This is a genomic window from Methylophilus sp., assembly GCF_052173275.1.
Lineage (GTDB): Bacteria > Pseudomonadota > Gammaproteobacteria > Burkholderiales > Methylophilaceae > Methylophilus.
In genome coordinates this window covers 2,332,975-2,357,912 of the sequence record NZ_JBQMUL010000002.1, presented here as the reverse complement: position 1 = coordinate 2,357,912, position 24,938 = coordinate 2,332,975, and the positions used below count along the sequence as shown (strand labels likewise).

Below are 24,938 nucleotides of genomic sequence, written 5' to 3'. Positions count from 1 at the left end.
GTCATCGACGTTTGCTGCTGACGACCTTGATAAACATGGCGGTGTTCAATCACTGAAAATCTTAGGCCACCGCTGCATATTTATGCAGCAATTGCTCGGCTTCACGCAACGGCCTGTCATCGACCCAGCTATCCAGGTCAAAATCCTGATCCAGCAAACCATGCACCAGCATGAAGTTCTTTTGCTGCCTGAATAATTCAATGCGCTCTTTAGATAGATCCGGCGCCAGTTGCAGATGGAAATCTTCACCATAAGCAGTAGCAACACCCTCCTCACCCGAACGGGTTTCTGATTCGAGGATATCGCGCACGCCTTTGAGGTTGTTTTTGGCCCAGTCAGCAGCACGCAGGGTCTGGTACAAGAAACGCACTACCAGGTCAAAATGGTTATCCAGCAAATCCTGGTGCACGGTGATCGGGCGAGGCGTGCCGTTATTCACACGGGTAGATAAGTCCGGATAACTATCGAGATCAATACCAACCACAGCACCCACGCGTTTGGCGGCATCGACGGCTGAAGCGCCTTTGACGTAGACCGCATCTACCTCGCCTGCCACCAGTGCATCCAGCCCTGCCCACAACTCACCGAGGCCGTTACGGTTACCGCGGCCGGAAGCCACTTCAACCAGCTTCACATCATCCAGCGTCAGCCCGGCGATTTTCAGTGCGCCTTTATAACCTTGCAGGCTCATGCCGCGCGCGATACTGCTGCCACGCACATGGCTCTGGATCGGATGAGCTATGAATTCTGGCAAGGCCAGGCGCAGACCTTTTAAATGTTCAGGCTGCGTGATGCCGCTGTCTGGCCGCACCAGAATGGCTTGCCATTCATCGATCCAGGTCAGGCCTATCAGCTTGGTCGGCGCGCCTTGCGCTTTAGCGGCCAGCGCCAGTAAATTGCCGCCTTCACGGATCAGGCTGTTAAGCGCATGATCATAGTGATGTTTGGAAAGCGCTTTAGGCGCTTCTTGCAACGTGTTGATCTGGATATTGTCGCGGGCGAACTCTTCAGCCAGCCAGCCCAGTTTATAGGCCAGACCGGTTGCGGTTGGCACTGGGCAGCGCGTAAACCAGATCTGGTCTATCGCTGGTGAGGCTGTAGTTTGCGAAACGGTGTTTTGCTGAACGGTCACGATGGTTTCTCCGGCTATGACAGTGAATTACAGATCAGAAGGACGCAACAGGCCTTCTGCCTGGGCCTGGTCATACAGTTTGGCCATTTTCCATTGTTGTTTCAGCACGCCTGGGCCGTAATCACGCGAACCACCCAGCGATTCTGCCAGTGTCTGCAATTTGGCCCCTTCTTCGAGCAACAAAGTGAACTCGGCCAGTTTGCGCAGGCCTTGCTTGCCCCAAACGGTAGAACCGCCATTGGCTTCCAGGATGGCTGTGTTGTGCGGATTGATCGCGATCTGGTCCAGGATAAAGTCCACCTCCTGCTGACGACGGTCTATATAGATAGGCAATTCTTTGATCAGGTTGAAGCGTTGTACCGGCACATAGCGGATCGGCAATGTGCGGTGTGTTTGCGCCCATGCACCCAGGTAAGTAGAGTGGATATGCGAAATGGTGGTCACTTCAGGATGCACCTGGAATAATTTCAGGTAGCGGTTCACCGCTGCGCCATTGCCTTTACCGGAATACACCACGCCATCAAAACCGGCCACCAGTGCTTCAAGCGGTTTGTTTTTGTTAAATGGGCCTGGATCATTGATGATGATCAGCTTTTCCTGGCCTGGCACCCTGTGCACAAAACCAACAGTGCCGTTGGCGGTAATAGTGTCTGTTTCTCTGAATACTTCAAAAGCCAGCTTGGCTTCAGCCACAGTCTCTGCAATATAAAGATCCAAATCGATTTCTGTGTTTAATGTTGCAACCGTCATGTCTAACCCTTTCTTATTTGGTCTGGAATTTCCTCGCTAGTCTATTTGCAAGTTATATGCCATATTGAAAAATAAGAAATTAATGATTAAAAATCAGACTGTTAGATAAATAATGACGCGACACGATCGCAAAAAACCTGTGTTGCAAATGCAACAAGTGTTTAAATCAACACAGTGAATTGTTGAATTATCGCGTGTGGTGCACCCCACCCTACATATAACCAGTTCGAATATAAATATAATTTATAGAACTTTGACTTATTAATGATAAATACATTATATTGACACGCCTGTTAAGTGAGGAAGTCAATTATGAGCGCACAACGCTGGGATATCCGTGATTCGTACACTGAACGTGTCGATCATGTGATCACTCACCCTAACCCATCCGCTGTCAGTTTATCTGTACGTGCCAGCGCATTGGTCTTCAGCGATCCTAAATCGCAAAACCTGCTTTCCCTGATCGAAAGGATAGCCACCAGCAATGCCACCGCATTGATCATTGGTGAGACCGGGACCGGGAAGGAACTGATTGCGCGCCATATCCACTCGCTCAGCAATCGTAAAAACGGCCCATTCCAGGCCATCAATTGCGGCGCTTTCTCTGAAACGCTGGTAGAGAGCGAGTTATTCGGTTACGAAAAAGGCGCTTTTACCGGCGCCAATATGTCCAAAATCGGCTGGTTTGAAACAGCCAATGGCGGCACCTTGTTCCTGGATGAAATCGGTGATTTGCCGCAATCGACCCAGGTGAAATTACTGCGCGTGCTGCAAGAGCGTGAAGTCGTGCGAGTCGGCTCCAGAAAGCCTATCCCGATTGATGTCAGGCTGATAGCCGCTACCAACGTCAACCTGGAAGAAGCAGTGAAAGCCGGACGTTTCCGCGAAGATCTGTACTACCGCATTAAAGTCGTGCCGGTGGAGCTGTTGCCTTTGCGCGAACGCCGTGGCGATATCCTGCCGCTGGTGGAGCACTTCCTGAATGTTTACCGCAGCAAACTGAATACGTCCGAGCATAAACTGTCCCCGGAAACAATCTCTCTGCTGATGGAATATCCCTGGCCAGGCAATATCCGCGAGCTTGAAAATGTGATCCACCGCGCAGTGCTGGTGAGCATGACAGATACCTTGTCGCCCAAGGATTTGAACTTGCCCAAGATAAGTTTTAGTGCTTCCCAGGTCATCACAGATGAACATTATTCTGTGGCAGCACCAGCGACTGGCAAGATCAGTTATGAGCAGCAGAGCTCGCTGTACAAACTTGAAAGTGTGCTGGAAGAGTTGTTTGAACAAGGCGCCGATAATCTGTATGAGCTGATTAATGGCACCACGGTGAGCAAGGCGTTTGAGCACAGTAAAAACAACCAGGTTCATACCGCCAAATTGCTGGGTATCAGCAGGAACATCCTGCGCGCCAGATTGAAAGAACTCAATCTGATCGCCTAAAACCTGATTGAATGCAAAGCGATGGATATTAAAAAAGGGGATGAATATCCCCTTTTTTATTGCTACTGCTAAATAGTCACTTTACGTTCAGGCAACCAGCGTCTCAGGCAAGTGCTGCTTGATCAGCACCCCTGCCTGCTCCAGCGCCTGGTCGATGCGCTGTTCGATCAACGGGCTTTCCAGCTGGTAATCTTTAAACTCGATATCCTTGGCATAGATCGTGGTCGGGATGGTGTAGATACCAAAAAAACTGGCCAGGCTACGCAAATGAGACTCCAGCACCAGGGCATGGTGGTCACTGCCGCCGGTTGCCACCAGAATGGCTACTTTTCCCGTGAGTTTCTTAGGGTCTACCAGGTCAAAGAAGTGTTTCAGCAAGCCGGTGTAAGACGCTTTATATATCGGTGTACCAATCACGATCAGGTCTGACTGGTGCAGTTTGTCATAGGCCTGGGTCAGGGCTGGCGGAAAGTTGTTGAAAGAGACTGTAGGCCCCAGATCAGCCGTCAGCCTGGATATATCGATCACCTCACCCGGACTATGAAATTTCTGGCTGGCCTTCGCCACGACTGCATCCACTAATGAAAGTGTTCTCGAAGGTGCTGTGATATTTCCGGATACCCCAATAATTCTTGGCATTTCAATTTTCCTGTTTTTAAGAATGTCACAAAGGATTAGCAAATTGAATGCCATGTTTTTATTACTTTAAAATCAGATATTTACGATTTTAATGTTGCCATAGAAACATGCGATTTAGCATGAAATGTTGAATATCACACACTGCACAAACATAAAAAAAGCTGTGTCCGCAGACACAGCTTGTATTGGTCAACCGAGTCAATCAGCGGTTATTGAAGAAGCCGATATTCATGACTTTGTCATTGACGAAAGTGACTTCCGCTTCTTTATAAGTGTTTTTTGCATCATATTTCACTAGGTTCTTGTAGTACCACATTTCTACCTGCACTGGTTTGGAGTTTTTCTCCTGGCCGCCCACGCCTGCGATCATGTTATTGGCATTGCTAGGTTTGACTGACTGTTGCTTTTTAAAAGGCTGGCCCAGTTTCTCCAGGATGATTTTTTTAGACTTGCCACTAAACTGACTGATAAATTCGTCTTCGCTGTAAGTTTTACCGGCAAAAGCAGATGTTGCGCTCATTAGCACGGCCACGGCAACAAACAACGCCGACATTTTTGAATAGAACTTCATGTTAATCCCTGTGCTCCAGAATCAGATGTTTTACAATTATTTTATTTATGAAAGTATAACTGTTTATACGCTAGTTCGGTTGACCGCCGTAGGCAAAACGGGTGAGAAAGTGCTTTCACAGTGTCAGCTGCAATCCATCGTAGCCTACACTGATGTTGTCTGCTAACCTGGCTTGTAGCGCATGATATTCCAGCTCATGCGTCATATGGATCAGCACGTTGCGCTTGGCACCTATGCGCGCAATCAGGTCCAGCGATTCACTGACACTGACATGGGTGGGATGTGGCGTTTCGCGCAGGCAATCAATCAGCAATACATCCACGTCTTGCAGCCATTCATAAGAGGATTCCGGAATGGCGGAAACATCAGTCATATAGACCAGATTTCCGATGCGATAGGCGTAGATACGTATCTTGCCGTGCATGACCGGGATGGGGATGACCTGCACGCCTGCGGCTTCAAAAGGCGTTTCCACAACATGAGCGGCCAGCACAGGTAGGTCCCAGTAATGGCTGGGGTCGCGCAAGGTATAGCCAAATTTGTCCTGGATATGGCTGATGGCTTCCGGATAGCTGTAAAGCGGGATCTGGCAGCGATTGATCTGGCAGAAAGCCCGCAAGTCATCAATGCCATGCAGGTGATCGGCATGGGTGTGGGTGTAGAGCACGGCATCGACCCGGTGCATGTGCTCACGCAGCGCCTGCTGGCGTAGATCCGGCGAAGTATCGATCAGGATCACGCGACCATCGTCCAGCGTCAGCATGCTGGAACAACGGCTGCGTTTATTGCGCGTGTCACTGGAAACACAGGTAGCGCAGGTGCAGCCCAGGGCTGGCGTGCCTGCACTCGAACCGGCGCCCAGTATGGTCAGTTGCATGGCTGCGCGTGTTTAAACAGGGTGAAAAAGTTGCGGGTAGTGGCATCCATGACCGCTTGCAATGGAATATCCCGCAGACGCGCGATTTCTTCAGCCACATGCCGCACATAGGCCGGCTGGTTGGTTTTGCCACGGAAAGGGATAGGCGCCAGGTAAGGCGAATCGGTTTCCACCAGCATGGAGGCCAGCGGCACTTTCTGCGCGACTTCTTTTAATGCCACGGCATTCTTGAAAGTGACAATGCCTGAAAACGAGATGTAAAAACCCATGTCTATGGCCGCCTGCGCGACTTCCCAGCTTTCGGTAAAACAATGCATGACGCCGCCGACCTCAGCAGCGCCCTCTTCATGCATAATGCGTAGCGTATCTTCCGCCGCATTGCGGGTATGGATGATCAGCGGTTTCCCAGTGGCCTTGGCAGCGCGGATATGGGTACGGAAACGTTCACGCTGCCAATCCAGATTGCCGGTAAGCCGAAAATAATCCAGGCCTGTTTCGCCAATCGCGACCACGCGCGGGTTATCTGCCAGTGCAATCAATTGTGCCACGCCAGGCTCCTGGATATCTTCGTAATCCGGATGCACACCGACGGAGGCAAAAATATTCGGGTACTGTTCCGCAATCGCCAATACTTCAGGGAATTTGTCCAGCGTGACGGACACACATAGCGCATGTCCGACCTCATTGGTCAGCATGTCGGCCCGCAGTTGATCCATATTCTGGACCAGCTCGGGAAAGTTGATATGGCAATGCGAATCTACAAGCATAAAAGGTCCGTGAGTGGTGCTATCGAGGGCTGCTCTGTGTATGAAAGGCTAAATCGTATGCGTAGGCCGGCTGGACTTCAAAGCAGCGCCTAGGATAGTCTCGATACGCTTTTTCGCCTCCACACCGCCATCTTTATCGCTGAACTGTATGCCTATGCCTTGTGGTTTATTATTTACCGCTTGCGGCGTGATCCAGATCACCTTACCCACGATTTTCAGTTTGTGCGGGTCATCCAGCAAAGTCAGCAACATAAACACTTCTTCACCCATTTTAAAAGGCTTGCTGGTCGGGATAAACAAGCCGCCGCCTTTGACAAACGGCATATAAGCCGCAAACAAGGCTGCCTTTTCACGGATCGCCAATGACAGTACCCCGGGTTTGGCCGGTCCGGCAGGGCTAATCGTCGCTGGTGGTTGTGTGTCTGTCATGCATGGGCTCCTGGGGTCTCTCGGCCTGTCTGTTCGTCAGTGCCGGTTAGCCAAACATTTTCTTGTATTGGAGCAATAACTGCTCCAATTGCAGCTCCTGATTCAACGGGTGCTGTGCGGTCATTTTAAAACGATTCAATTGTTGTTGAAATGCCAGCAGGCGCGCTAACTCCAGTTTGGATGCAAGTGTTTGTAAAGTCGCAGATTCCGCCGGGTGGTAACGCAAAGGCAGCTGATGTCTGGAAAGCCATAAATCCAGCAACCATTTTTGTAACACCTGGATAGCGGCAGCCATGCCCTGCTTGATCAGCACACCCCCAGCCAGTGCAATATCCATCGCCGCTCCGCGCGCAAGATGCGGGCTCCATTGCTGATACCAGCCATACCAGTCAAGGTCATCCTGCAACACCGTGGTTGGCGCGCCCCCACTGTAGTGCCACACCCAGTCCGCCTGTGCGATTGACTGCGCTTGCAACCACTGCAAGCCTTGTTCATGGCTAGGTACCGGCATATCTACTTGCATGCAGCGGCTTAAAATGGTTGGCAACAAGGCCTGGCGCTGATGCGATACCAGCAAAAATTGTGTGCGCTGCGGCGGTTCTTCCAGCAGTTTCAATAAAGCGTTGGAAGCCGCCACGTTCATGGCTTCCAGCGGATGGATCAGCACCACGCGCATGCCGCCTACCTGGTGACTGGTCAGGGCCAGGTAATCATGCAAGGCACGAATCTGGTCAATGACGATCTGCTGCCGCTTGCGGGTTTTCTTTTTGGCGCTGTCTGCCACATCATCATCTTCGGGCGTGATTTCCCGGAAATCAGGATGCGCCCCCTCTGACAACCAGTGACACGACTGGCATTGCCCGCAGGCGATGCCGTTGTGTTGCGGCTGCGCGCACAGCAGGCCTGCCGCCAGCGTCTGCGCAAATGCAAGCTTTCCTATCCCGGTTTTGCCGTGAAACAGCAAGGCGTGATGGCGACCTTCACCTGCATGCACCCAATGGGCATACAGCGATTCCTGCCATGGATATATATTATTAATCATAGTGATAGAATAATTTCTTCAACTGATTTCTTCACTTCTTCCAGTGTCCGGTTTGCATCAATCACGCGGAAACGCTGGGGATATTCTGCCGCGCGCGCCAAATATTGGGCACGTAATTTGGCGAAGAATTCAGCACCTTGCGCTTCAAATTTGTCAGGCGTGCGCGCACCTGCCAGCCGTTGCAGGCTGACTTCTACCGGCACATCAAACAGCAGGGTGATATCCGGCTGCAAACTGCCTTGCACCCAGGTTTCCAGCGCCTGCATTTTGGCGAGTGGCAATCCGCGTGCACCACATTGATAAGCATAAGAAGCATCGGTAAAGCGGTCTGACAACACAATGGCGTCGCGTGCCAGTGCGGGCAAAATCACCTGCTGCAAATGCTCTGCCCGTGCAGCAAACATCAGCAGTGATTCTGTTTCTACATGCATCTCCTGATGCAATAGCAACTCGCGCAAAGCTTCGCCCAAAGGCGTGCCGCCGGGCTCGCGCGTAGAGACGATCTCACGACCGGAGGACGCCAGCAATGCCAGTATGGTGGGAATATGCGTGCTTTTTCCCGCTCCGTCCATGCCTTCCAGAGTGATAAACAAACCTGCCATTACTTACATTCCCGCATCATTGTTCTTGTGATCATTACCGTTGAGGTTTAATTAGTGTTTCTTTAATTGATAGGCGCGCACAGCCTTGTTGTGTTCTTCCAGCGTGCTGGTGAACACATGCCTGCCCTGCCCGTTGGCCACAAAATACAGCGCCTTGGTATTGGCGGGGTGCAACGCCGCCTGGATAGAAGCCAGACCAGGCAAGGCGATTGGTGTCGGCGGCAGACCACTGCGAGTATAAGTGTTATACGGCGTATCGGTGAGTAAATCGCGTCGCGTGATATTGCCATGATACCGGCTACCCATGCCATAAATCACGGTGGGATCGGTTTGCAGGCGCATGCCCAGCCGTAAACGATTCACAAACACCCCGGCTATTTGTGGGCGTTCGATTTCAACACCGGTTTCTTTTTCTACAATAGAAGCCATCACCAATGCCTCATACGGGGTTTTATAAGGCAAGCCAGACTGGCGGCTTTCCCACGCGGCTGCCAGGTATTTCTGCATCTTCTGGTAAGCGCGTTTATACATATCGACATCGCTGCTTTGGCTATCGATAAAATAGGTGTCGGGAAAAAACCAGCCCTCAGGCGCAGTCGCTTCACCACTGACCAGTTGCATTAACTCCAGGTCTGAAAGATTGAGGGTTTCGTGCCTGATCCCCGGCATCTGCGCCAGCTTCTGGCGGAAATCGGCAAAGGTTTTACCTTCTGTCAGCTGCAATTTGAACTGGTCAAACGTACCATGCTTCAACAAGTCTATCAGCCCCAGCACTTGCAGCGGTGCGTTGAAGGCATAATCGCCTGCCTGTAGCCGGCTGCCGCTACCCGTCAGTTTTACCACCAGCAAAAAACTGTAAGGTTCTTTTAATACGCCGGACGAAACCAGCTGGTCAGCGATCCCGCGCACACTGGCACCGGCCGGGATCTGCATGCCTATGGTTTCGGAAACCATGGGCAATGGCCTGATCATATAAATCACTATCCAGAGCGCCAGAGCCAGTCCGGATAACCCCAGAATCGCCAGCCCGTATTTAACACTTTTCTTGAACATCATGCCTGATCAACGATTTTCTAATGCGTCACATACTGCAACTGTGACCTGAGTTCTTTCGCCCAGTGATTGGTCGCAACTGCCTGGTCGTCAATGTGCGATATCTGCAACACGCCATAGACGCTGTTCACAATAACGATAGCCTCTGCATTCAGCACATCGTCCATCGTCAAGGTGGTCAGCAGGACTGTCTGGCGTTGCGTTTTATACCAATCCAGGATTTTTTGCCGCATCACACCGGCTACACCACAACTCTCCAGCACTGGCGTCATGACTACGCCCTCTTTGCGGATAAACAGGTTGCCGCTCACTGCCTCGATCACATGATCATCGTAATCGCGCAGCAAACCGTCAAAAAAACGCGGGTCTTTCAGTTCGGCGCGCGCGAGGACGTTTTCCAGGCGATTTAAATGCTTGATACCCGCCAGTAAAGGCTGATGCGCCAGACGCGTCTGGCAGGTATACAGCGCGACCCCGTTAGCATAAATCTCGGGCGGATACTTGGGTAACGGGCTTTGTATCAGCACCCGCGTGGGTTCGCTCACCGCCGGTGGCGCATAGCCTCTTGCACCTTCGCCACGCGTAATGATGATCTTGAGGATACTGAACTGCGTCTCCTCTTCGCTGGCCGAGGCCATAAAGTACTTGAATTCCTGCATCAGCAACTCGGCTGAGGGGCAAACGATCTGGATTTTGCTGCAGTCGGCCACCAGGGTTTGATAATGCAAAGGCCAATCCTGTAACTCGCCATTTAGCAAACGCAGGGTGCGGAAAACACCGTCGCCGTAGGCAAAGCCGCGATTCGTGGGGGCAATGCCGTTCACCAGTTTGCCGTTTACACAATAGCGGACAGTCGTCATGTTGAGAGAAGAAAATAGATGTGCCTGAACAAGGCTGAAACCTTACCATAAAACCGCTGCAACCACGCAGCCTAAGGCAGAAATCGGCCACAGAAAATCTGCGGGAAACCCTGGTTACAGATTTCGTACAAAGAATAAAACAATTTTCTAAAGTTTAATGTAAGGATGCCGTTAACAGGTTAAGCGGTATTGTATCTGCACTTTAACCGGAGGCATGCATGTCACTTCCCAGCATCCAGACAAACCTGGCGGCAATGATCAACAAGGCTTACAGCGCGGACAACAGTGCAGCCACGGCAACGGCCAGCACAGCGGCCGCTAAAAGTACGGAAAAAGAACCTGCGCTTGCCAAAACAGCCAAAGATGAGAATCCGGCTTCGTCCAGCGCACAAGTCACGCTAGGCCAATCCGGCAACACGACAGAGATCTATACCGCGCAAGGCCTGTTACAGCAAATGCGGCAAATCCAGCTGAGTAATTCCATGCTGCTGTTTGGTCATAATGCAGAAGACAATGAAGACAGCAATGGCTTACTGGGCATGATGAGCGGTGGTGCTGAAGGGGATAGTAGCAACGAAAACTGGACAGACACAATCAGCAAAAACCCTGAGCAAGCCGCGGTGATGATCGAAAAAGCCAAAAACGCTTCTATTAAAACCATGTTGGGTAATTAAGCCTGATAAAACTGGCCTGATAAAACCAGGTATTAAAACTTGGTAGTTAAACCAGATTTAAAGCAAAACCCTGAACCTAGCAAAACCTTTGTAAAAGCTTGTATTCCGGCGCCTACAGCCGCCCTACTCTGTCGCCTTCACAAAATCACCTTTTACCTTATCTGCCAGCAAAGCCAGTAAATCTGCCGATTTAACTGCCAGCGCATACCCAAGCACGCCGCTGCCGATCACCACTTTTTCATATTGTTCGACACTATTATCCACCAGTACGCGTAAATCCTCTGGCAAGGCAATCGGCGGCACCGCACCCACCACATAGCCGGTTGCCTCATGCACTTCGTCATACTCTGCCATACGGCATTTGCGCTCATTCAGATGTGAGCGCAATAAAGCCCAGTCTGCACGTCCGCCTCCGGCGACCGCCAGCAGGCTAAAACCGCTGTTTTCACCTTTGAATACCACGCTGCGTACCACAGAGTGTGGCTGCAAGCCTTGTGCGGCCAGCAACTCCTCCAGACTGCGGATGGTTTTTTTATCTTCACTCAAGGGGATTTCTATGACTTGATAATGATAGCCATGCTGTTTGAGTAGATCAGTGACAGGAGAGGTAATCTGTATTTGCATGTCAAACTCTTCGTGATGTAATGAATAGCAGAATCTGATTGATTATACAGCGCATCTTTGCACATGAAATAGCATTCCGGAGAGCAGGCCCGGTGCCTGGTTTAAAAGGCAGCAGCTTCTATCCATCATGATAGAAGCTGCGGATAGGCTGATTAAAACCAGGACTACCAGGTATACCTCAATGATGCACGAGCCGTGCGACTGACGCCGATATAGCAGCTATGCGCGGCAAAACAGGAAGCCACGTATTCTTTATCGAACAGGTTATTCACCGTGACATCAAACTTCCACCCTTTTAACGCCAGCGGGCTTTGGCCCAAGTCATAGCGCAAAGCCGCATCGAACAAGGTATAACCAGGCACTTCGAACACATTAGTTCCCGCGCGGTCACCCTGGGTCTCACCAATGTAGCGTGTACCTAACCCTAAACCGACACCGCTAAATGTACCAGTACGCACTGTGTAATCCGCCCACAAAGATGCGCTATGCCGCGGAATCTGAGCCCGACGCGTGCCTATACTGGTGTTATTGCTTTTGGTCACCTCATCATCAAGAAAAGTGTAGGCAGCGGTCAGGCTTAAGCCGTTATCAAAACTGGCTTTCTCTTCGATTTCCAGACCACGGGTACGCACCTCTCCCACCTGAACACTGAAGCCAAGGTTGTTAGGGTCATTGGTGGTCATGTTCTGTTGTGTCAGATCAAATACGGCTAATGTCAAAAGCTGGTTGCTATCGGCAGGCTGGTATTTAATACCCAACTCGTATTGTTCTCCTTCCATTGGAATAAAGCGGGCGCCACCGAAAGCTGTGCCACTGATAGGTTCAAAAGATTGCGCATAGCTGACATAGGGTGCGACACCATTAGAAAAGTTATAGATCGCGCCCAGGCGGCCCGTAAAGGCATGACTACGCTGGGTGGTGGTTGCGTTGGTTTGACGGTCATCAATCGTGCTTTGCGCATCGTCGTAGCGGCCACCGGCCAATAAAGAGAGCGCGCCTATCTTCATTTGATTTTGCAGATAAGTGCCGATCTGTTGTTCGACAGTATCATTATTCTGCGAGATGGCTTGCGTGGGTATTGCCCGGTGGTAGACCGGGTTAAATAAATCGATGGTCGGTACACCCACAGTGCCGAAACGTAGTAATGATTCTTTAGAGGTGCGGCGATAATCTACACCTGCAAGCAAGGTATGCTGAACCGGGCCTGTTTCTGTTTTCCATTGCAACTGGTTATCTATCGCCAGGTTACCGGCATCCTCTTTGGCACTGAAAGCACTCCGGTTCAACGTACGTCGATCAGCGTTCAGCGAGCGTCTGTATAACCATTCAGAGTCCAGCTGGTTATGCGTATAACGCAGGTTTTGCCGGACGGTTAATGCATCACTGAAGGCATGGCTGAACAAATAGCCGAATGACCATGTCTGCCTGTCCCAGAATTCATAGCCAGGATCGCCTATCCTGAGATTGGGGGAGACCCGGCCATTGGGATTACTAAACAAGCCACTGGCAGGGACAACACTCAGGATGGTGGCATTGATATCATCGCGTTGATAATGCGCCAACAACGTGAGTGACGTTTTATCATTTGCCCAGGTCAGTGATGGCGCCAGCAATTGGCGCTTGCGGTCGCTGTGGTCTTGCTGGCTATCGCCATCCAGCGCAAGTCCGGTGACGCGGACTAATACATTGTCTCCCCATGCCCCGCCAACATCGAAAGCGCCATTGATATGGTCGCGATTGCCGGTGCCAAGGCGCACTTCATTGAGCATGCCTTCTCGCGGGCGTTTGCTGACCATATTGACGATGCCACCAGGCTGGGTTTGACCAAACAGCACCGAGGCAGGCCCTTTCAACACCTCTACGCGCTCGAATAGATACGGGTCGAGATTACCGCCGGCAAACCCGGTACCGTTTAGCCTCAAACCATCCAGATATTCATTGAAAGACAGGCCAGCGGTACCATTGCCGCCAAACCCACGGATCTGGACCGCATTGCCGCCAAACAAGGTCGTTTCGCCTTGTGAGCCTGAAAACACGCCTGCGGTATACGCAGCCGCCTGCCCAATATCGCGCACACCACGCGCATCCATCTCATCATTGGTGACGACACTCATAGCCTGCGGTGTTTCTATGATAGGCGTATCGGTTTTGGTGGCTGTGGCATTGCGTTTGGCAACGAAACCTCGTACCGGGCTGGTAGCCGTCTCCTGTTCGGCTTGTGATTGAACCGCCACTTCGGGCAATACTGCTGGATGGTCACGTGATTCGATGGCTGGCTTTTCTATACTATAACCACCAACGGCGTTCCTCGCAGCCACCAGCCCTGAGCCGGAAAGCAATACAGCAAAGCCCTCTTCAACGGTGTAACTGCCTTTTAAGCCTTTGCTGGTTTTACCATCGGCTAATTCAGCATTGGCTGCTAACAAGATTCCCGACTCAGCGGCAAACTCACTCACGACCTTCGTCAGCGGCCCAGGCTGGATGTTATAAGCTCTTTTTGTATTCACTACCGTTTCAGCAAATGTGTTGGTGATCCCCGCATAGTTAAATGCGGTAAAAGTCAGCCCAATGAATAATGTGTGAATGATTTTTCTAATCGGTTTTAAAGCGTGTGCCTGCATGAGTTTCCCTTTGTTATAGATACAGTGTTTTTGTATTCAATAACTAAACCGACCGGATTTTAAAAAGGGGAACTAAAAAGAAGATTATTTTTTAATCAACTGTAATTCAGTGCTGCTGACCTGCTTGAGAGACACTGGCAGCGTCACTGTCAGTGAAGTGAGGATAAGGTCTGTATTATTGAGGGGAAAGGCCCCCATGATGCGTAAATGTGCCACCTCAGGGGCAACAGTCAACTGCCCGGTACGGTAGCGGGATAACTCGCGAACAAAATCATCCAGCCTGCGATCATCAACCAGCAGAATTCCCCGAGTCCAGGCTTCACGCGCTTTTTCGGCAGGCTGTACCGCTTTCAGGGTTTGTGCATCGAACTCAAACTGCTCTCCCGCTTTCAGGCCTTGTATCTGGCCCGACTTATCTGCCTCTATCGAAACCGCCCCTTCATATACCGCCACATGCGTTGTATATTCATCCAGCCTGACGGTAAACCGTGTACCAATCGCAGTGATGCGGCCATGTGGTGTATCAACGACCAACGGCCGATAAAATGTGGCGGACTCTTTGGCGGTGGCGACCAGCAGCTCGCCTTTGCGCAGCGTGATACGGCGTAATGCCAGGCTGTAACTGACGTCCGCCTGACTATTCGTATTCAGCCAAAGTTTACTGCCCTCTACCAGCGTGAATAGCCTGGTTTGACCAATGTCCACCTGATATTGCTCATGCGTAGCGGTGACATCGGTGAGCCAGTCTCGCCAGGGACTATAGCGTTTAACCATCCAGCCGGAAATGATCGCAGTCCCGGCAAAGCCTAATAACTTAAGCATTTGTCGACGGGAATGGCTAGCGCTTTCTAAAAGAGCGGATTTGGCCGCCTGTGAAGTCTGCGACTCAATCAGCCCTTTGAATGAAGCATCGATGGATTCAACTTCAGCCCAGGCCGCCTGGTGGGCTGGATCCGCACGTAACCATATTTGCCATTCCGCATGATCCGCTTGTTGAGCGCCCTCACTGCGCAGCACTGCATACCACTCTGCGGCCTGCTCTAGCGCTGTGTCTTCTATGTCTGGTAGATGTAATGCGCGCTTCACAATGAAAGGGATTTCAGTTGAACTTTATACTTTAAACACAGCAACATTGCGGTTGCCATGTATTTTTTCACCATACGCTCAGACACCGTCAGAGTCTCAGCGATCTGCTTATAGGTCAACCCATCGATCTGGGCCAGCAAGAAGGTTTTACGCACATTGAATGGCAATTTCTCCAGCATGGCATCGATTTCAATCAATGTTTCCAGCAGGATGGCCTGCACCTCAAGTGAAGGCGTTCCCTCACTATCTTGCGATATCAGTGCCTCAAGGTAATTTTTTTCTAGCGTGCGCCGGCGCCAATGGTCGATCAATAAGCCTTTAGCGATATGCAGCAAATAGAAACGCGGCGTTGTGAATTGTTGTTGCTCAACTTGTTTAATGAGCACACGTACAAAAGTGTCCTGGGCTAAATCAGCGGCCTGGAAATGACATCCGAGTCGTTTACAGAACCATTGATGCAACCATAGGTGATGCCCATGGTAAAGCCTGTCAAATTCAGCAGATTGCTCGGGATTGAGCATCTATTTACACCAGATTAAATGATAATGATTCTTAATTGTACACCAAACCCACAAGCAAATGATGCCCCTACCCAAGGCTGGCAGGCGTTCTTACACTTGTTTACTGGTAATCGGTGTACTTGGCGTTACTGCCCTTGCATTTATCTACCGGATATTTTTGTGCATTCAAATCAATTTTGGCATTCGCCGCAGCAATCAGGTCTATGCCACAGACTTCGGCGATACGCATTAAATACACCAGGGTATCGGCCAGTTCGTGCCCGACTTTTTCTTTGGTGGCTGCATCCAGCTGACGGCTTTCCTGTTCGGTCATCCACTGGAAATGCTCTACCACTTCAGCCGCTTCTACGATCATGGACATGGCCAGGTTTTTTGGCGAATGGAATTGCGCCCAGTCGCGCTCTTCAACAAAATTGTTTATCCGCGTACGCAGCTCATGAATGGAATCTGGCATGTTTCACCTATCGAAAAAGTTAAGCCTGCGCGTTGCAGGCCTGATACAACCTACTCTGGCTGTTTACCTGCTGCTGGTTCAGGTTTATCGCGGCGGTTACTGCCCGCCACCATTTTGATTTCAAATAAACGGCATTCCAGCGGGCCGTTAAACAAGGGCGTTTTTTTGCTGGGGCTCAGGCGCATCAATTTAGGCATGCGCAAGTCATTGGTCAGAAAATAAGTATTCCAGCCGCTGAACTGCTGCTTGAGTGTGACGGCCATTTGCGGGTATAGCTCGGCCAAGGTTTCATCTTCACCGATGCGCACGCCGTATGGTGGGTTAGCGACCAGCACGCCGCTGTCGGCTGGCGGGGTGAGTTTGGTAAATTCAATATGGCTAAGTTGCACGGCTTCGCTCCAGCCAGCCATTTCCAGGTTTTGCTTGGTCACGCGTACGGCGCGCAAATCCATATCTGAGCCATAAATCTTCTGGAAACTGACAGGTTTTACGGCTTTGTCTGCTGTATTACGGATTTTCTTGAAGGTGTCTGACTCGAAGTTTTTGAGTTTTTCAAAACCAAAATTGCGGTTCAGGCCAGGTGCGATATTCAGCGCCATCATGACGGCTTCCTGCAAAAAGGTACCGCTGCCACACATGGGGTCCAGCAAAGGCTGCCCTGGTTGCCAGCCTGCGAGTTTTAAAATCCCGGCGGCCAGGTTCTCGCGCAAAGGCGCTTCAATGGTGTTTTTACGGTTGCCACGCTGGTAGAGCGGGTTACCAGAAGTATCGACATACAGCAGAAAACGGTCGCTGGTTAAATAGACATGCACCCTGACATCCGGCTCGCGGGTATCGATATTGGGGCGGCTACCCACTGCCTGGCGGAATTTATCGCAGATCGCATCTTTTACCCTGAGCGTAATGAATTCCAGGCTTTTCAACGGGCTGCGCACAGCGGTGACTTTCACCATCATGCTGTATTTCACGTTAAACCAGTTTGGCCAGTTGACCTTGAGCGCGCCCTGGTAAATATCTTCTTCGATGGCGTATTGGCCATTGCCAACCTGCATGAGGACACGGGTCGCTACGCGCGAGTGCAGGTTGATCTGGTAACACACACCCAGGTCACCGCTAAAGCTGGCACCGCCATCAGTAGGTTTGATGTCATTGGCGCCGCTGAGCTTGAGCTCTTCGACGAGTAGTGTTTCCAACCCGCGCGGGCAGGTGGCAAAATAATGGTTACGCATGTTTTCTCTGATTTTCTAGTTGAATATCAACTTAAATAGTTGAGCAAAGTGGGCGGCTATTCGCCAGCCGCTGTATTAATCTCTGCCCAAGGTAAAACTTTTACCGTCATTTGGGTTTGCACCCTGCAGGCGGTCAATTAAATCCAGGAACTGGATCGCATGTGTTTGCATGGCTTCCTGCGCACGTTTGCGCAAGGTGATCAGATCTGGCATGGCCAGTTCAGGCTTAAAGCCAAAGACAATGATATTACCCGGCTTGCCGGTGGGCATCATCAGCACGCGCTGGTCAAAGGTTTGCTCTATGCGCTGCATGTAGATATCAAACTTTTTGTCCGAGCCCCATAAGTTAATGGCGAACAGGCCATCTGGCGTCAGCGCTTCTGCACAGTCATCAAAAAACGCCTGTGTGCAAAAATCAGGTGGCAAGCCGTTGCTGCCAAATGCATCCATCATCAGCCAGTCACACCCACCCAGATGTTGCTGGATATAGGCGATACCATCGCCTTCGACGATGGTCAGGCGCTCGTCATCGTCTGGCACAAAGAAATGACTGCGCGCGACCTGGATGACCTGCGGATTGAGTTCGATCACAGTCTGGTGTATCTGCGGGCAGGCTTTCCATACGTATTTGGCAATTGAGCCGCCGCCCAGCCCTACCAGTATGGTATTGCGGATATCCGGCTTGAACAACAAACTGCTCATCATGCCCCAGGAATAAGCCAGCACCAGCGCAAACGGGTCTTTTACCTTCATGCTGCTTTGTATCGTTGGCGAGCCCAGATGCATGGAGCGCACGCCATCGACTTCGGTGACTTCGACCATTTCCAGGTCAGAAATGGCTTTATGGATCTTACGGTTGAACTTGAACATTATGCGTTTTCCACCACATCCACCGGCGTATCGCCAATGTCTGCGTCTATTGCATCCGGCACGGTTTCTTCAATCACTCGCAGGAACTTGCATTCCAGTTCCATCAGCAATGTATCGATTTTTTGCACGGACAATTGCACCTTGCTGCCGGGCTTGAGGACTGGCAGGGCATGCACTTTAGTCATATACGGCAAGCCATTCAGGCGCACCAGGTTTTCACGCCAGACGGTCGCTTCTACTTCCTGGATGCTTTCCTGGACAAGGTATTGCAGGCACCAGTAGCGTTCCATGCGTGTCTGGAACTCGTTATAGGCATTATAGGTTTGATCAAAATGGCGCATATGGCCGACGATTTCATCGCCATGGGCGGCATATACCGGCGCTTGCATGGTCAGCACACTAATGATCTGGCGCTGGTTGATCAGATCCACCGCGCGGCGTAACGGCGAAGTACACCATGCATATTGCGCCACACCCAGGCCCTGATGGCCTTCGGCTTTGGTGGTCATATACACCTTGCCGCCGTTTTGTGCGCGGTAAATGCCCGACACCTCATGTTCGGCCAGCAATAAGCCCCACTGGCTATTGGCGGCGATCATCAGCTCGGCGACCAGTTTATCCATAGGGGAACCGCGCTGGCGGTTGATGATATTGACAATGCCATCAGTGACGTAGAAATTGTAATCCACCGGTTGCGGCTTGGTCGGGTCGTATTTGCCACGCGCCTTCTCCAGGCTTTCCGCAAAGTGGAACAGGAATACCAGCGGTTGCCACAACGGGTGGCCGCTATCTGTTTCCAGCGTGGTTTCGTTAAAGTAAGGCTCCAGCGTGTCGTGCCGCAGGTTATGCGCAATCTGCACGCGCTCTAAACGGCTATGCTGTTGCACGATACTCAAATCTGCCGCCACTTCAAGGTACAGTGATAAAGCAGGCTTGGTTTCACCGGCATCCAGGCTGAACGGGCGGATGGCGGTTTCCGGCAACATGGTGATTTTATGGCCGGGCATATACACGGTAGACAGCCGTTTCATCACTTCATCATCCAGCGCCTCGCGCGGCGTGATGCCCAGGGCAGGCGCGGCAATATGGATGCCGACCTGGGTATTGCCATTTGGCAGCGGCGTCACCGATAACGCATCATCGATTTCTGTGGTGGTACTGTCATCAATACTAAACGCCTGCACCTCAGATAACGGCAAATCGTCCGGCAATGCTGCCAGTGCAAACTCAGGGAAAGCCGTGCCATGCGCAAAATACTCACGCAAAAAAGCGCCCAGGTGATAATCATGGATGGAAGGAATCGCCCCTGCCTCATGCAGCACCTGCACTGGTAGCTTTTTCAGCTCGGCAGCAGCTTGCTCCAGCGCTTTCCACTCCATGGCATTTTTATCAGGTGCGTAGAGCAACTGGTCCAGTTTGGCTGACACACTGTCAGGCAATTGTTTAGCAGTGAGTTGCGCAGTCATCAGATGCATCAACTCGGTTTGCTGGCGTTTTTTTTCTACGCCTGCCAGTGCCGCTTTTAATGTTTCCTCCGGTGCGGCCTTGTACTGCCCTTTACCCTTGCGGTAAAAATACATGGGCGCGCCGTGTAGCTTGATGGCGATTGCCGCGGCTTGCTGCCGGCTGGGTTTGCCGCCGTAGTATTCTTCAGCCAGTGTTTCAAATCCAAACTCAGCCTCACCGCTGCATTCCCACAAGAAATCGGTGTCCAGCGTTTCCGCTTCGGCTTCTGCAGCTTCAAGAAACCCCGACAGGCTGCCTTCAAACCGCATCAGTACATTGGCGGTTTTGATTTTGCTGCGTTTGCCGCTGCTGGCCTCGACTTGCATGCTGCTGTCAGCCTCGGACATAATGGAAGCGACCTTGAAGCCACCGTCTTCTTCGTAAAAAACATTCATTGCGGGAGATTTGAGTGTGGATGACACACGGATAGAATTCAAAACGCTATTTTACCCGAGAAGCATGCACTTTTCTGGCAGAGATTGAACTTTAGCCCTGGCCATTGACTAAATGAAGCCTGACCCCAACTAAGCATAGCCATGCATACCAATTAAGCATGCCATAAACGCAGTAAGTCTCTAGAATACAAATGATGAAACCACTTGTTTTTGATAATCGCTTTATACGCGAGCTACCCGGTGACCGTATCACTGACAATTTCACGCGCCAGGTCAGTGACTGTTTGTGGTCAGCCGTCCAGCCAACGCCAGTTAAACAGCCCACCTTGCTTGCATATAGCCCGGAAGTCGCGGCCATGCTGGGCCTGAGCGATGCGGATATGCATGACCCGGAGATGATACAGACACTGGGCGGTAACGGAGCGCTGCAAGGCATGTTTACCTACGCCACGCGTTACGGTGGCCACCAGTTCGGGCACTGGGCTGGCCAGCTCGGCGATGGCCGTGCCATCTACCTGGGCGAACTCGTGCATCAGCAACAGCGCTTTGAACTGCAACTCAAAGGCGCTGGCGAAACACCCTACTCACGCACGGCAGATGGTCGCGCAGTGTTACGCTCCAGCCTGCGCGAGTTTCTGTGTTCCGAAGCCATGCATTACCTTGGCATCCCCACCACCAGGGCATTAAGCCTGGTGACTACCGGCGACCCTGTGGTACGCGATATGTTCTACGATGGCAACCCTGTGTTCGAGCCCGGTGCCATTGTTTGCCGGGTGGCGCCATCGTTTATCCGCTTTGGCCATTTTGAGATACTCGCCAGCCGCGACGAATTACCGTTACTCAAGCGCTTTATCGGCTTTACCATAGACAGGGATTATGCCGACTGGTGGCCCAGCACCGGCTTGCTGCTGGATGTAGACAATCCCGGACAAGGCATGATAGAAGCCTGGTTTAGTGAGGTGTGCGCGCGCACCGCCATCATGGTGGCGCACTGGATGCGCGTGGGTTTTGTGCATGGCGTGATGAATACCGACAATATGTCTATCCTGGGCCTGACCATCGATTATGGCCCTTATGGCTGGGTAGACAACTTTGACCCAAGCTGGACGCCGAACACCACCGATGCGCAAGGCCGCCGTTATTGCTATGGCCGCCAGCCGGATATCGCGCGCTGGAATCTTGAACGGCTGGCAGAAGCGTTGGCAACGGTACTCCCGGAAACCAATGGCTTGTCACAAGGATTAAGCCATTTTGATACGGTGTACTTTGACGCCCTGACAAGCGCATTAGCAGACAAATTTGGCCTGGATAGCTGGCAGGCAGGCGATGGCGAGTTGATCAACGATATTTTTGAGTTGATGCAGCGGGCCGAGGTCGATCAAACCCTGTTTTTCACCCATCTCAAGCAGCTGGATATTGCGCACCCGCAACTTTCGGTGCTGGAAGAAGCCTTTTACACCGAACAGGGTTTAAAACAGTTTGGCGAAGATATACAGACCTGGTTGCAGCGCTATAGCCAGCGTGTACAGCAATCTAACTTGTCTGCGGAACAACGTCAGCAGCGCATGGCCACCAGCAACCCGGTATATGTATTACGTAATTACCTGGCGCAGGAAGCGATTGACCTCGCCACGCAAGGCGACAACTCACGGCTGCTCACCCTGCTTGAAGTGTTGCGCCATCCATACACCGAGCAGGCCGGAATGGCCGCATTTGCAAAAAAACGTCCGGACTGGGCCCGCCATAAAGCCGGTTGCTCCATGCTGTCGTGTAGCTCATAATTAATACTATGCTGACCGCCGAACAATTAATGACTGACGCAGGCCTGCGTCCTACCAAAGCCAGAACTGCCGTTTTAAACACGCTGCTACACTCCACCACTGCACTGAGCCACACCGATATTCTCGCGGCGCTGCAAGGGGTAGAGATAGACCGTGTCACCGTCTATCGCGTGTTGGACTGGTTACTGGAAAACACCCTGATCCATAAAATATCCAGCGATGACCGTGCCTGGAAATTCCAGCTCAATGCACCCAAACGCAATTTCCGCAGCGTAGACACCGGGCGCAAGGACCACCTTGGCCTGTTAAATAACCACGGTCATGCACATCTGCACTGCCAGCAATGCGGCACCGTCTTGTGCATCCACGAGTTGGCGGCCCATATCCCACAATCACTGTTTGATACTTACCAGGTATCGAATATCGAGATCAGTCTCAAAGGACTGTGCCTGGATTGTCAGAAGTCTTAGTGTTATCAATTTGGTAATCCCCAATTTTTCACCCTCCTTGTTGAAATAACTATAAATTGCAACTTAGTTGCAATTAAAATAACATTCACTTAGAATGCAACAAAATTGCATTGCAACAAAGTTGCACCATAATGTTAACCACCGCTCAACTCCTCTCCATGCCAGAAGACGCCTATATGAACCAGGCGCAACTGGCATTTTTCAAACAACTGCTTGAATGGCAGCTGGACACACTACAAGCCAATCTGTTGCTGACCAGTGTGCACCTCCACGACCACCAGGAAACCCCGGACCCGGCCGACAGAGCCACCCAGGAAGAAACCCACGGCCTGGAACTGCGGGCGCGCGAGCGTGAACGCAAGCATATTAAAACCATACACGCAGCGCTGGTACGCATCGCCCAGGGCCAATACGGCTATTGCGAAGAAACCGGCGAGCCGATTGGCCTGGCGCGGCTGATCGCCAGGCCTTCCACCAGGTTATGCCTGGAAGCACAAGAACGTCACGAGCGCCGCGAACGCCAATTCAATCATTAAGCCAGCAAGAAGGAACATCCCATGAAAAAACTCCCTGTCACAGTCCTCTCCGGTTTTCTCGGTGCTGGCAAAACCACCCTGCTCAACCATATCCTCAATAACCGCGAAGGCAAACGGGTAGCAGTGATCGTCAATGATATGTCCGAGGTGAATATAGACGCGCAACTGGTGCGTAACGGTGGCGCCGAACTATCACGCCAGGAAGAAAAACTGGTGGAGATGAGCAATGGCTGCATCTGCTGCACCCTGCGTGAAGACCTGCTGGTCGAAATCACGCGGCTGGCAAAAGAAAACCGTTTTGATTACCTGCTGATAGAGACTACGGGTATTTCAGAGCCCTTACCTATTGCGGAAACATTCACTTTTGCCGATGAGGATGGCACGTCACTCGCAGATGTTGCACAGCTGGACACCATGGTCACCGTTGTCGATGGCTATAACTTCTTTAAAGACTATAGCTCACAGGCACTGCTCAGTGACCGTGGCGAATCCCTGGGGGATGAAGATGAACGCACTGTGGTTGATTTACTGGTAGAGCAGATCGAGTTTTGCGATGTATTGGTGCTGAATAAAACTGATCTGATGACGCTGGATGAGATATCTCAATTACAGGGCATCCTCAAAGCACTCAATCCGCGTGCACAGATTCTGCACAGCAGTTTTGGCAAAGTGCCGCTCAACCGCATCATGAATACCGGTCTGTTTGATTTTGACCAGGCCGCCGAAGCGCCAGGCTGGTTACAGGAACTGCGTGGTGAACATGTTCCCGAGACTGAAGAGTATGGCATTTCCAGCTTTGTGTACCGCGCGCGCCAGCCTTTCCATCCACAACGCTTATGGCAATGGCTGAATACCGAATGGCCAGGCGTGGTGCGTTCCAAAGGCCGTTACTGGATCGCTTCACAACCAGAATTCTGTGCCATGTGGTCGCAGGCAGGCGCCGTCACCAGAACCGATCTGGCGGGCATATGGTGGGCGGCAACGCCCAGCCATGACTGGCCACAAGATGCCGAAAGCCTGCAATACATACGCTCACGCATGCAAGCCCCGTATGGTGACCGTCAGCAGGAGTTAGTCATCATAGGCATGGGCATGGATCAGGCCGCACTGACGGCAAGATTCGATGCCTGCCTGTTGACCGAGGCTGAAGCTGGTATGGGTATGCAGGCATGGCGTACATTGCCTGACCCTTTTCCACGCTGGTCTGGCAGCCCGCAAGAAGCCGCACCCCTGCTAGCCGAGGCGACAGTTTAAGCCATGTTTATGACCGCGCAAATGCCTGCTGAAGTAACGACAAATATGGCAGCCATGTCTGTAGAAAAACTTAATTTCGACCCTATGGCGCTACTGTCTATCTTTGAGCCATCGCAACAAGTCACAATCGTTGCCAGGCCTGAGCAAGCGCAGTTAACCAGCTATTTGCAACAAGTTAGCCAGCGACTGGGCGCCGGGTACAGGATGACACTGCGACAAGCCCAGATCAGCCCCGCCCGGCTCGATGCGGAGATACGCTTGCCGGATGCCGCAGGTAAAGAGGCTTTGCTAACAGATATCAGTGCACTGGCCAACCTTTATGCGGAACTGATGGATTGCCCTAAGGTGGGTATCCGGCTGGAAGTATTATCACGCGCCATGTGCCCTAAATTCCATATTGACCGCACCGGCATCCGCCTGCTGTGTACCTATCTTGGGCCAGGCACCGAATGGCTGGAGGAAGCATTTTGTGATAGAAACGCACTCGCCAGCGCCTATTCAACCCAGGAGAATTTTAACCAGGCGCTGATCATGCACCCAAAAGGCATACGCCAGGCGCCCGAGCAGGCACTGGTGCTCCTCAAAGGCAGCTTGTGGCAAGGCAATCAACAGGCTGGTGCTATTCATCGATCGCCACATATGCCGGTCACTTCTACCCGCGTTGTTCTGGCATTAGATGCCATCTGGTAAATCTATGGTATGCATAACACCACAAAAAATGCTCACAAAAGTGACAGCAGACTTCATAA

Annotated in this window: 26 protein-coding genes; 7 read left to right on the top strand and 19 right to left on the bottom strand. The window is 51.6% G+C overall.

The features are described 5' to 3' along the window. Nucleotides 1-61: 61 nt before the first annotated feature. Both ACTS9Y_RS12500 and ACTS9Y_RS12495 read right to left on the bottom strand, forming a co-directional pair. Nucleotides 62-1,132 (bottom strand): ABC transporter substrate-binding protein, encoded by a 1,071-nt coding sequence (locus ACTS9Y_RS12500; RefSeq protein WP_442586256.1) that lies wholly within the window; start codon nt 1,130-1,132, stop codon nt 62-64. Nucleotides 1,133-1,159: 27 nt separating this feature from the next. After that, complete coding sequence (locus ACTS9Y_RS12495; protein WP_442586255.1) at nt 1,160-1,882, bottom strand: class II aldolase/adducin family protein; 723 nt, start codon at nt 1,880-1,882, stop codon at nt 1,160-1,162. A 312-nt stretch (nt 1,883-2,194) separates the two neighbouring features. On the opposite strand from ACTS9Y_RS12495, the gene ACTS9Y_RS12490 reads away from it, so the two are divergent. Then, nucleotides 2,195-3,328, top strand: a complete 1,134-nt coding sequence (locus ACTS9Y_RS12490; protein WP_442586254.1) for a sigma-54 interaction domain-containing protein — start codon at nt 2,195-2,197, stop codon at nt 3,326-3,328. An 87-nt stretch (nt 3,329-3,415) separates the two neighbouring features. Here the strand turns inward: ACTS9Y_RS12490 and ACTS9Y_RS12485 are convergent, their stop codons facing one another. The 9 genes from ACTS9Y_RS12485 to pabC all read right to left on the bottom strand — a co-directional run bounded on the left by ACTS9Y_RS12485 (nt 3,416) and on the right by pabC (nt 10,168). Then, nucleotides 3,416-3,967 carry an NADPH-dependent FMN reductase gene (locus ACTS9Y_RS12485; RefSeq protein WP_442586253.1) on the bottom strand — a complete coding sequence of 184 codons (552 nt, stop codon included), beginning with the start codon at nt 3,965-3,967 and terminating at the stop codon, nt 3,416-3,418. A 202-nt stretch (nt 3,968-4,169) separates the two neighbouring features. Further along, nucleotides 4,170-4,538, bottom strand: coding sequence for a hypothetical protein (locus tag ACTS9Y_RS12480; RefSeq protein ID WP_442586252.1), 369 nt, complete (start codon nt 4,536-4,538; stop codon nt 4,170-4,172). Between the two features lie 115 nt (nt 4,539-4,653). Beyond that, complete coding sequence (locus ACTS9Y_RS12475; protein ID WP_442586251.1) at nt 4,654-5,415, bottom strand: MBL fold metallo-hydrolase; 762 nt, start codon at nt 5,413-5,415, stop codon at nt 4,654-4,656. Beyond that, nucleotides 5,406-6,182, bottom strand: coding sequence for a TatD family hydrolase (locus ACTS9Y_RS12470; protein WP_442586250.1), 777 nt, complete (start codon nt 6,180-6,182; stop codon nt 5,406-5,408). The genes ACTS9Y_RS12475 and ACTS9Y_RS12470 overlap by 10 nt, the downstream gene beginning before the upstream one ends. Nucleotides 6,183-6,230: 48 nt before the next feature. Then, complete coding sequence (locus tag ACTS9Y_RS12465) at nt 6,231-6,611, bottom strand: PilZ domain-containing protein (protein ID WP_442586249.1); 381 nt, start codon at nt 6,609-6,611, stop codon at nt 6,231-6,233. 46 nt (nt 6,612-6,657) lie between these two features. Next, nucleotides 6,658-7,653, bottom strand: coding sequence for a DNA polymerase III subunit delta' (gene holB, locus ACTS9Y_RS12460; protein WP_442586248.1), 996 nt, complete (start codon nt 7,651-7,653; stop codon nt 6,658-6,660). Continuing rightward, nucleotides 7,650-8,255 (bottom strand): dTMP kinase, encoded by a 606-nt coding sequence (gene tmk / locus ACTS9Y_RS12455; protein ID WP_442586247.1) that lies wholly within the window; start codon nt 8,253-8,255, stop codon nt 7,650-7,652. Before tmk ends, holB begins: the two co-directional genes overlap by 4 nt. Before the next feature lie 51 nt (nt 8,256-8,306). Then, nucleotides 8,307-9,311 (bottom strand): endolytic transglycosylase MltG, encoded by a 1,005-nt coding sequence (gene mltG, locus ACTS9Y_RS12450; RefSeq protein WP_442586246.1) that lies wholly within the window; start codon nt 9,309-9,311, stop codon nt 8,307-8,309. A gap of 17 nt (nt 9,312-9,328) precedes the next feature. Then, a complete protein-coding gene (pabC, locus tag ACTS9Y_RS12445) occupies nt 9,329-10,168 on the bottom strand; it encodes an aminodeoxychorismate lyase (RefSeq protein ID WP_442586245.1) in 840 nt (279 codons plus the stop codon). Nucleotides 10,169-10,386: 218 nt separating this feature from the next. Between pabC and ACTS9Y_RS12440 the strand changes: the two genes are divergently transcribed. Next, nucleotides 10,387-10,842, top strand: coding sequence for a hypothetical protein (locus ACTS9Y_RS12440; protein WP_442586244.1), 456 nt, complete (start codon nt 10,387-10,389; stop codon nt 10,840-10,842). Nucleotides 10,843-10,965: 123 nt separating this feature from the next. Here ACTS9Y_RS12440 and ACTS9Y_RS12435 read toward each other — a convergent pair whose 3' ends face one another. From ACTS9Y_RS12435 to ACTS9Y_RS12400, 8 genes are all read right to left on the bottom strand, one after another. After that, complete coding sequence (locus ACTS9Y_RS12435) at nt 10,966-11,466, bottom strand: aminoacyl-tRNA deacylase (RefSeq protein WP_442586243.1); 501 nt, start codon at nt 11,464-11,466, stop codon at nt 10,966-10,968. 164 nt (nt 11,467-11,630) lie between these two features. Continuing rightward, the gene (locus ACTS9Y_RS12430) at nt 11,631-14,087 is read right to left on the bottom strand and encodes a TonB-dependent siderophore receptor (protein ID WP_442586242.1); all 2,457 of its coding nucleotides are present in this window, start codon (nt 14,085-14,087) and stop codon (nt 11,631-11,633) included. A gap of 84 nt (nt 14,088-14,171) precedes the next feature. Beyond that, nucleotides 14,172-15,173, bottom strand: coding sequence for a FecR domain-containing protein (locus ACTS9Y_RS12425; RefSeq protein WP_442586241.1), 1,002 nt, complete (start codon nt 15,171-15,173; stop codon nt 14,172-14,174). Beyond that, the gene (locus ACTS9Y_RS12420; RefSeq protein ID WP_442586240.1) at nt 15,170-15,694 is read right to left on the bottom strand and encodes a sigma-70 family RNA polymerase sigma factor; all 525 of its coding nucleotides are present in this window, start codon (nt 15,692-15,694) and stop codon (nt 15,170-15,172) included. Before ACTS9Y_RS12420 ends, ACTS9Y_RS12425 begins: the two co-directional genes overlap by 4 nt. Before the next feature lie 100 nt (nt 15,695-15,794). Then, the gene (locus ACTS9Y_RS12415; RefSeq protein WP_442586239.1) at nt 15,795-16,148 is read right to left on the bottom strand and encodes a nucleotide pyrophosphohydrolase; all 354 of its coding nucleotides are present in this window, start codon (nt 16,146-16,148) and stop codon (nt 15,795-15,797) included. A gap of 50 nt (nt 16,149-16,198) precedes the next feature. Next, nucleotides 16,199-17,377 (bottom strand): THUMP domain-containing class I SAM-dependent RNA methyltransferase, encoded by a 1,179-nt coding sequence (locus tag ACTS9Y_RS12410; protein WP_442586238.1) that lies wholly within the window; start codon nt 17,375-17,377, stop codon nt 16,199-16,201. A 75-nt stretch (nt 17,378-17,452) separates the two neighbouring features. Continuing rightward, entirely contained in the window at nt 17,453-18,247 is a 795-nt protein-coding gene (locus tag ACTS9Y_RS12405; protein ID WP_442586237.1) for a polyamine aminopropyltransferase, read from the bottom strand. Beyond that, nucleotides 18,247-20,148: a ribonuclease catalytic domain-containing protein gene (locus ACTS9Y_RS12400; protein ID WP_442586236.1), complete on the bottom strand. Its 1,902-nt coding sequence runs from the start codon at nt 20,146-20,148 to the stop codon at nt 18,247-18,249. Before ACTS9Y_RS12400 ends, ACTS9Y_RS12405 begins: the two co-directional genes overlap by 1 nt. 191 nt (nt 20,149-20,339) lie before the next feature. On the opposite strand from ACTS9Y_RS12400, the gene ACTS9Y_RS12395 reads away from it, so the two are divergent. The 5 genes from ACTS9Y_RS12395 (at nt 20,340) to ACTS9Y_RS12375 (ending at nt 24,879) form a co-directional block, all read left to right on the top strand. Beyond that, nucleotides 20,340-21,929: a protein adenylyltransferase SelO gene (locus tag ACTS9Y_RS12395; protein ID WP_442586235.1), complete on the top strand. Its 1,590-nt coding sequence runs from the start codon at nt 20,340-20,342 to the stop codon at nt 21,927-21,929. 8 nt (nt 21,930-21,937) lie between these two features. Continuing rightward, nucleotides 21,938-22,399 (top strand): Fur family transcriptional regulator, encoded by a 462-nt coding sequence (locus ACTS9Y_RS12390; protein WP_442586234.1) that lies wholly within the window; start codon nt 21,938-21,940, stop codon nt 22,397-22,399. Nucleotides 22,400-22,530: 131 nt separating this feature from the next. Then, a complete protein-coding gene (gene dksA, locus ACTS9Y_RS12385) occupies nt 22,531-22,935 on the top strand; it encodes an RNA polymerase-binding protein DksA (protein ID WP_442586233.1) in 405 nt (134 codons plus the stop codon). Between the two features lie 21 nt (nt 22,936-22,956). Then, complete coding sequence (zigA, locus tag ACTS9Y_RS12380) at nt 22,957-24,189, top strand: zinc metallochaperone GTPase ZigA (RefSeq protein ID WP_442586232.1); 1,233 nt, start codon at nt 22,957-22,959, stop codon at nt 24,187-24,189. 9 nt (nt 24,190-24,198) lie between these two features. Beyond that, nucleotides 24,199-24,879: a DUF1826 domain-containing protein gene (locus ACTS9Y_RS12375; protein WP_442586231.1), complete on the top strand. Its 681-nt coding sequence runs from the start codon at nt 24,199-24,201 to the stop codon at nt 24,877-24,879. Nucleotides 24,880-24,938: the final 59 nt, after the last annotated feature.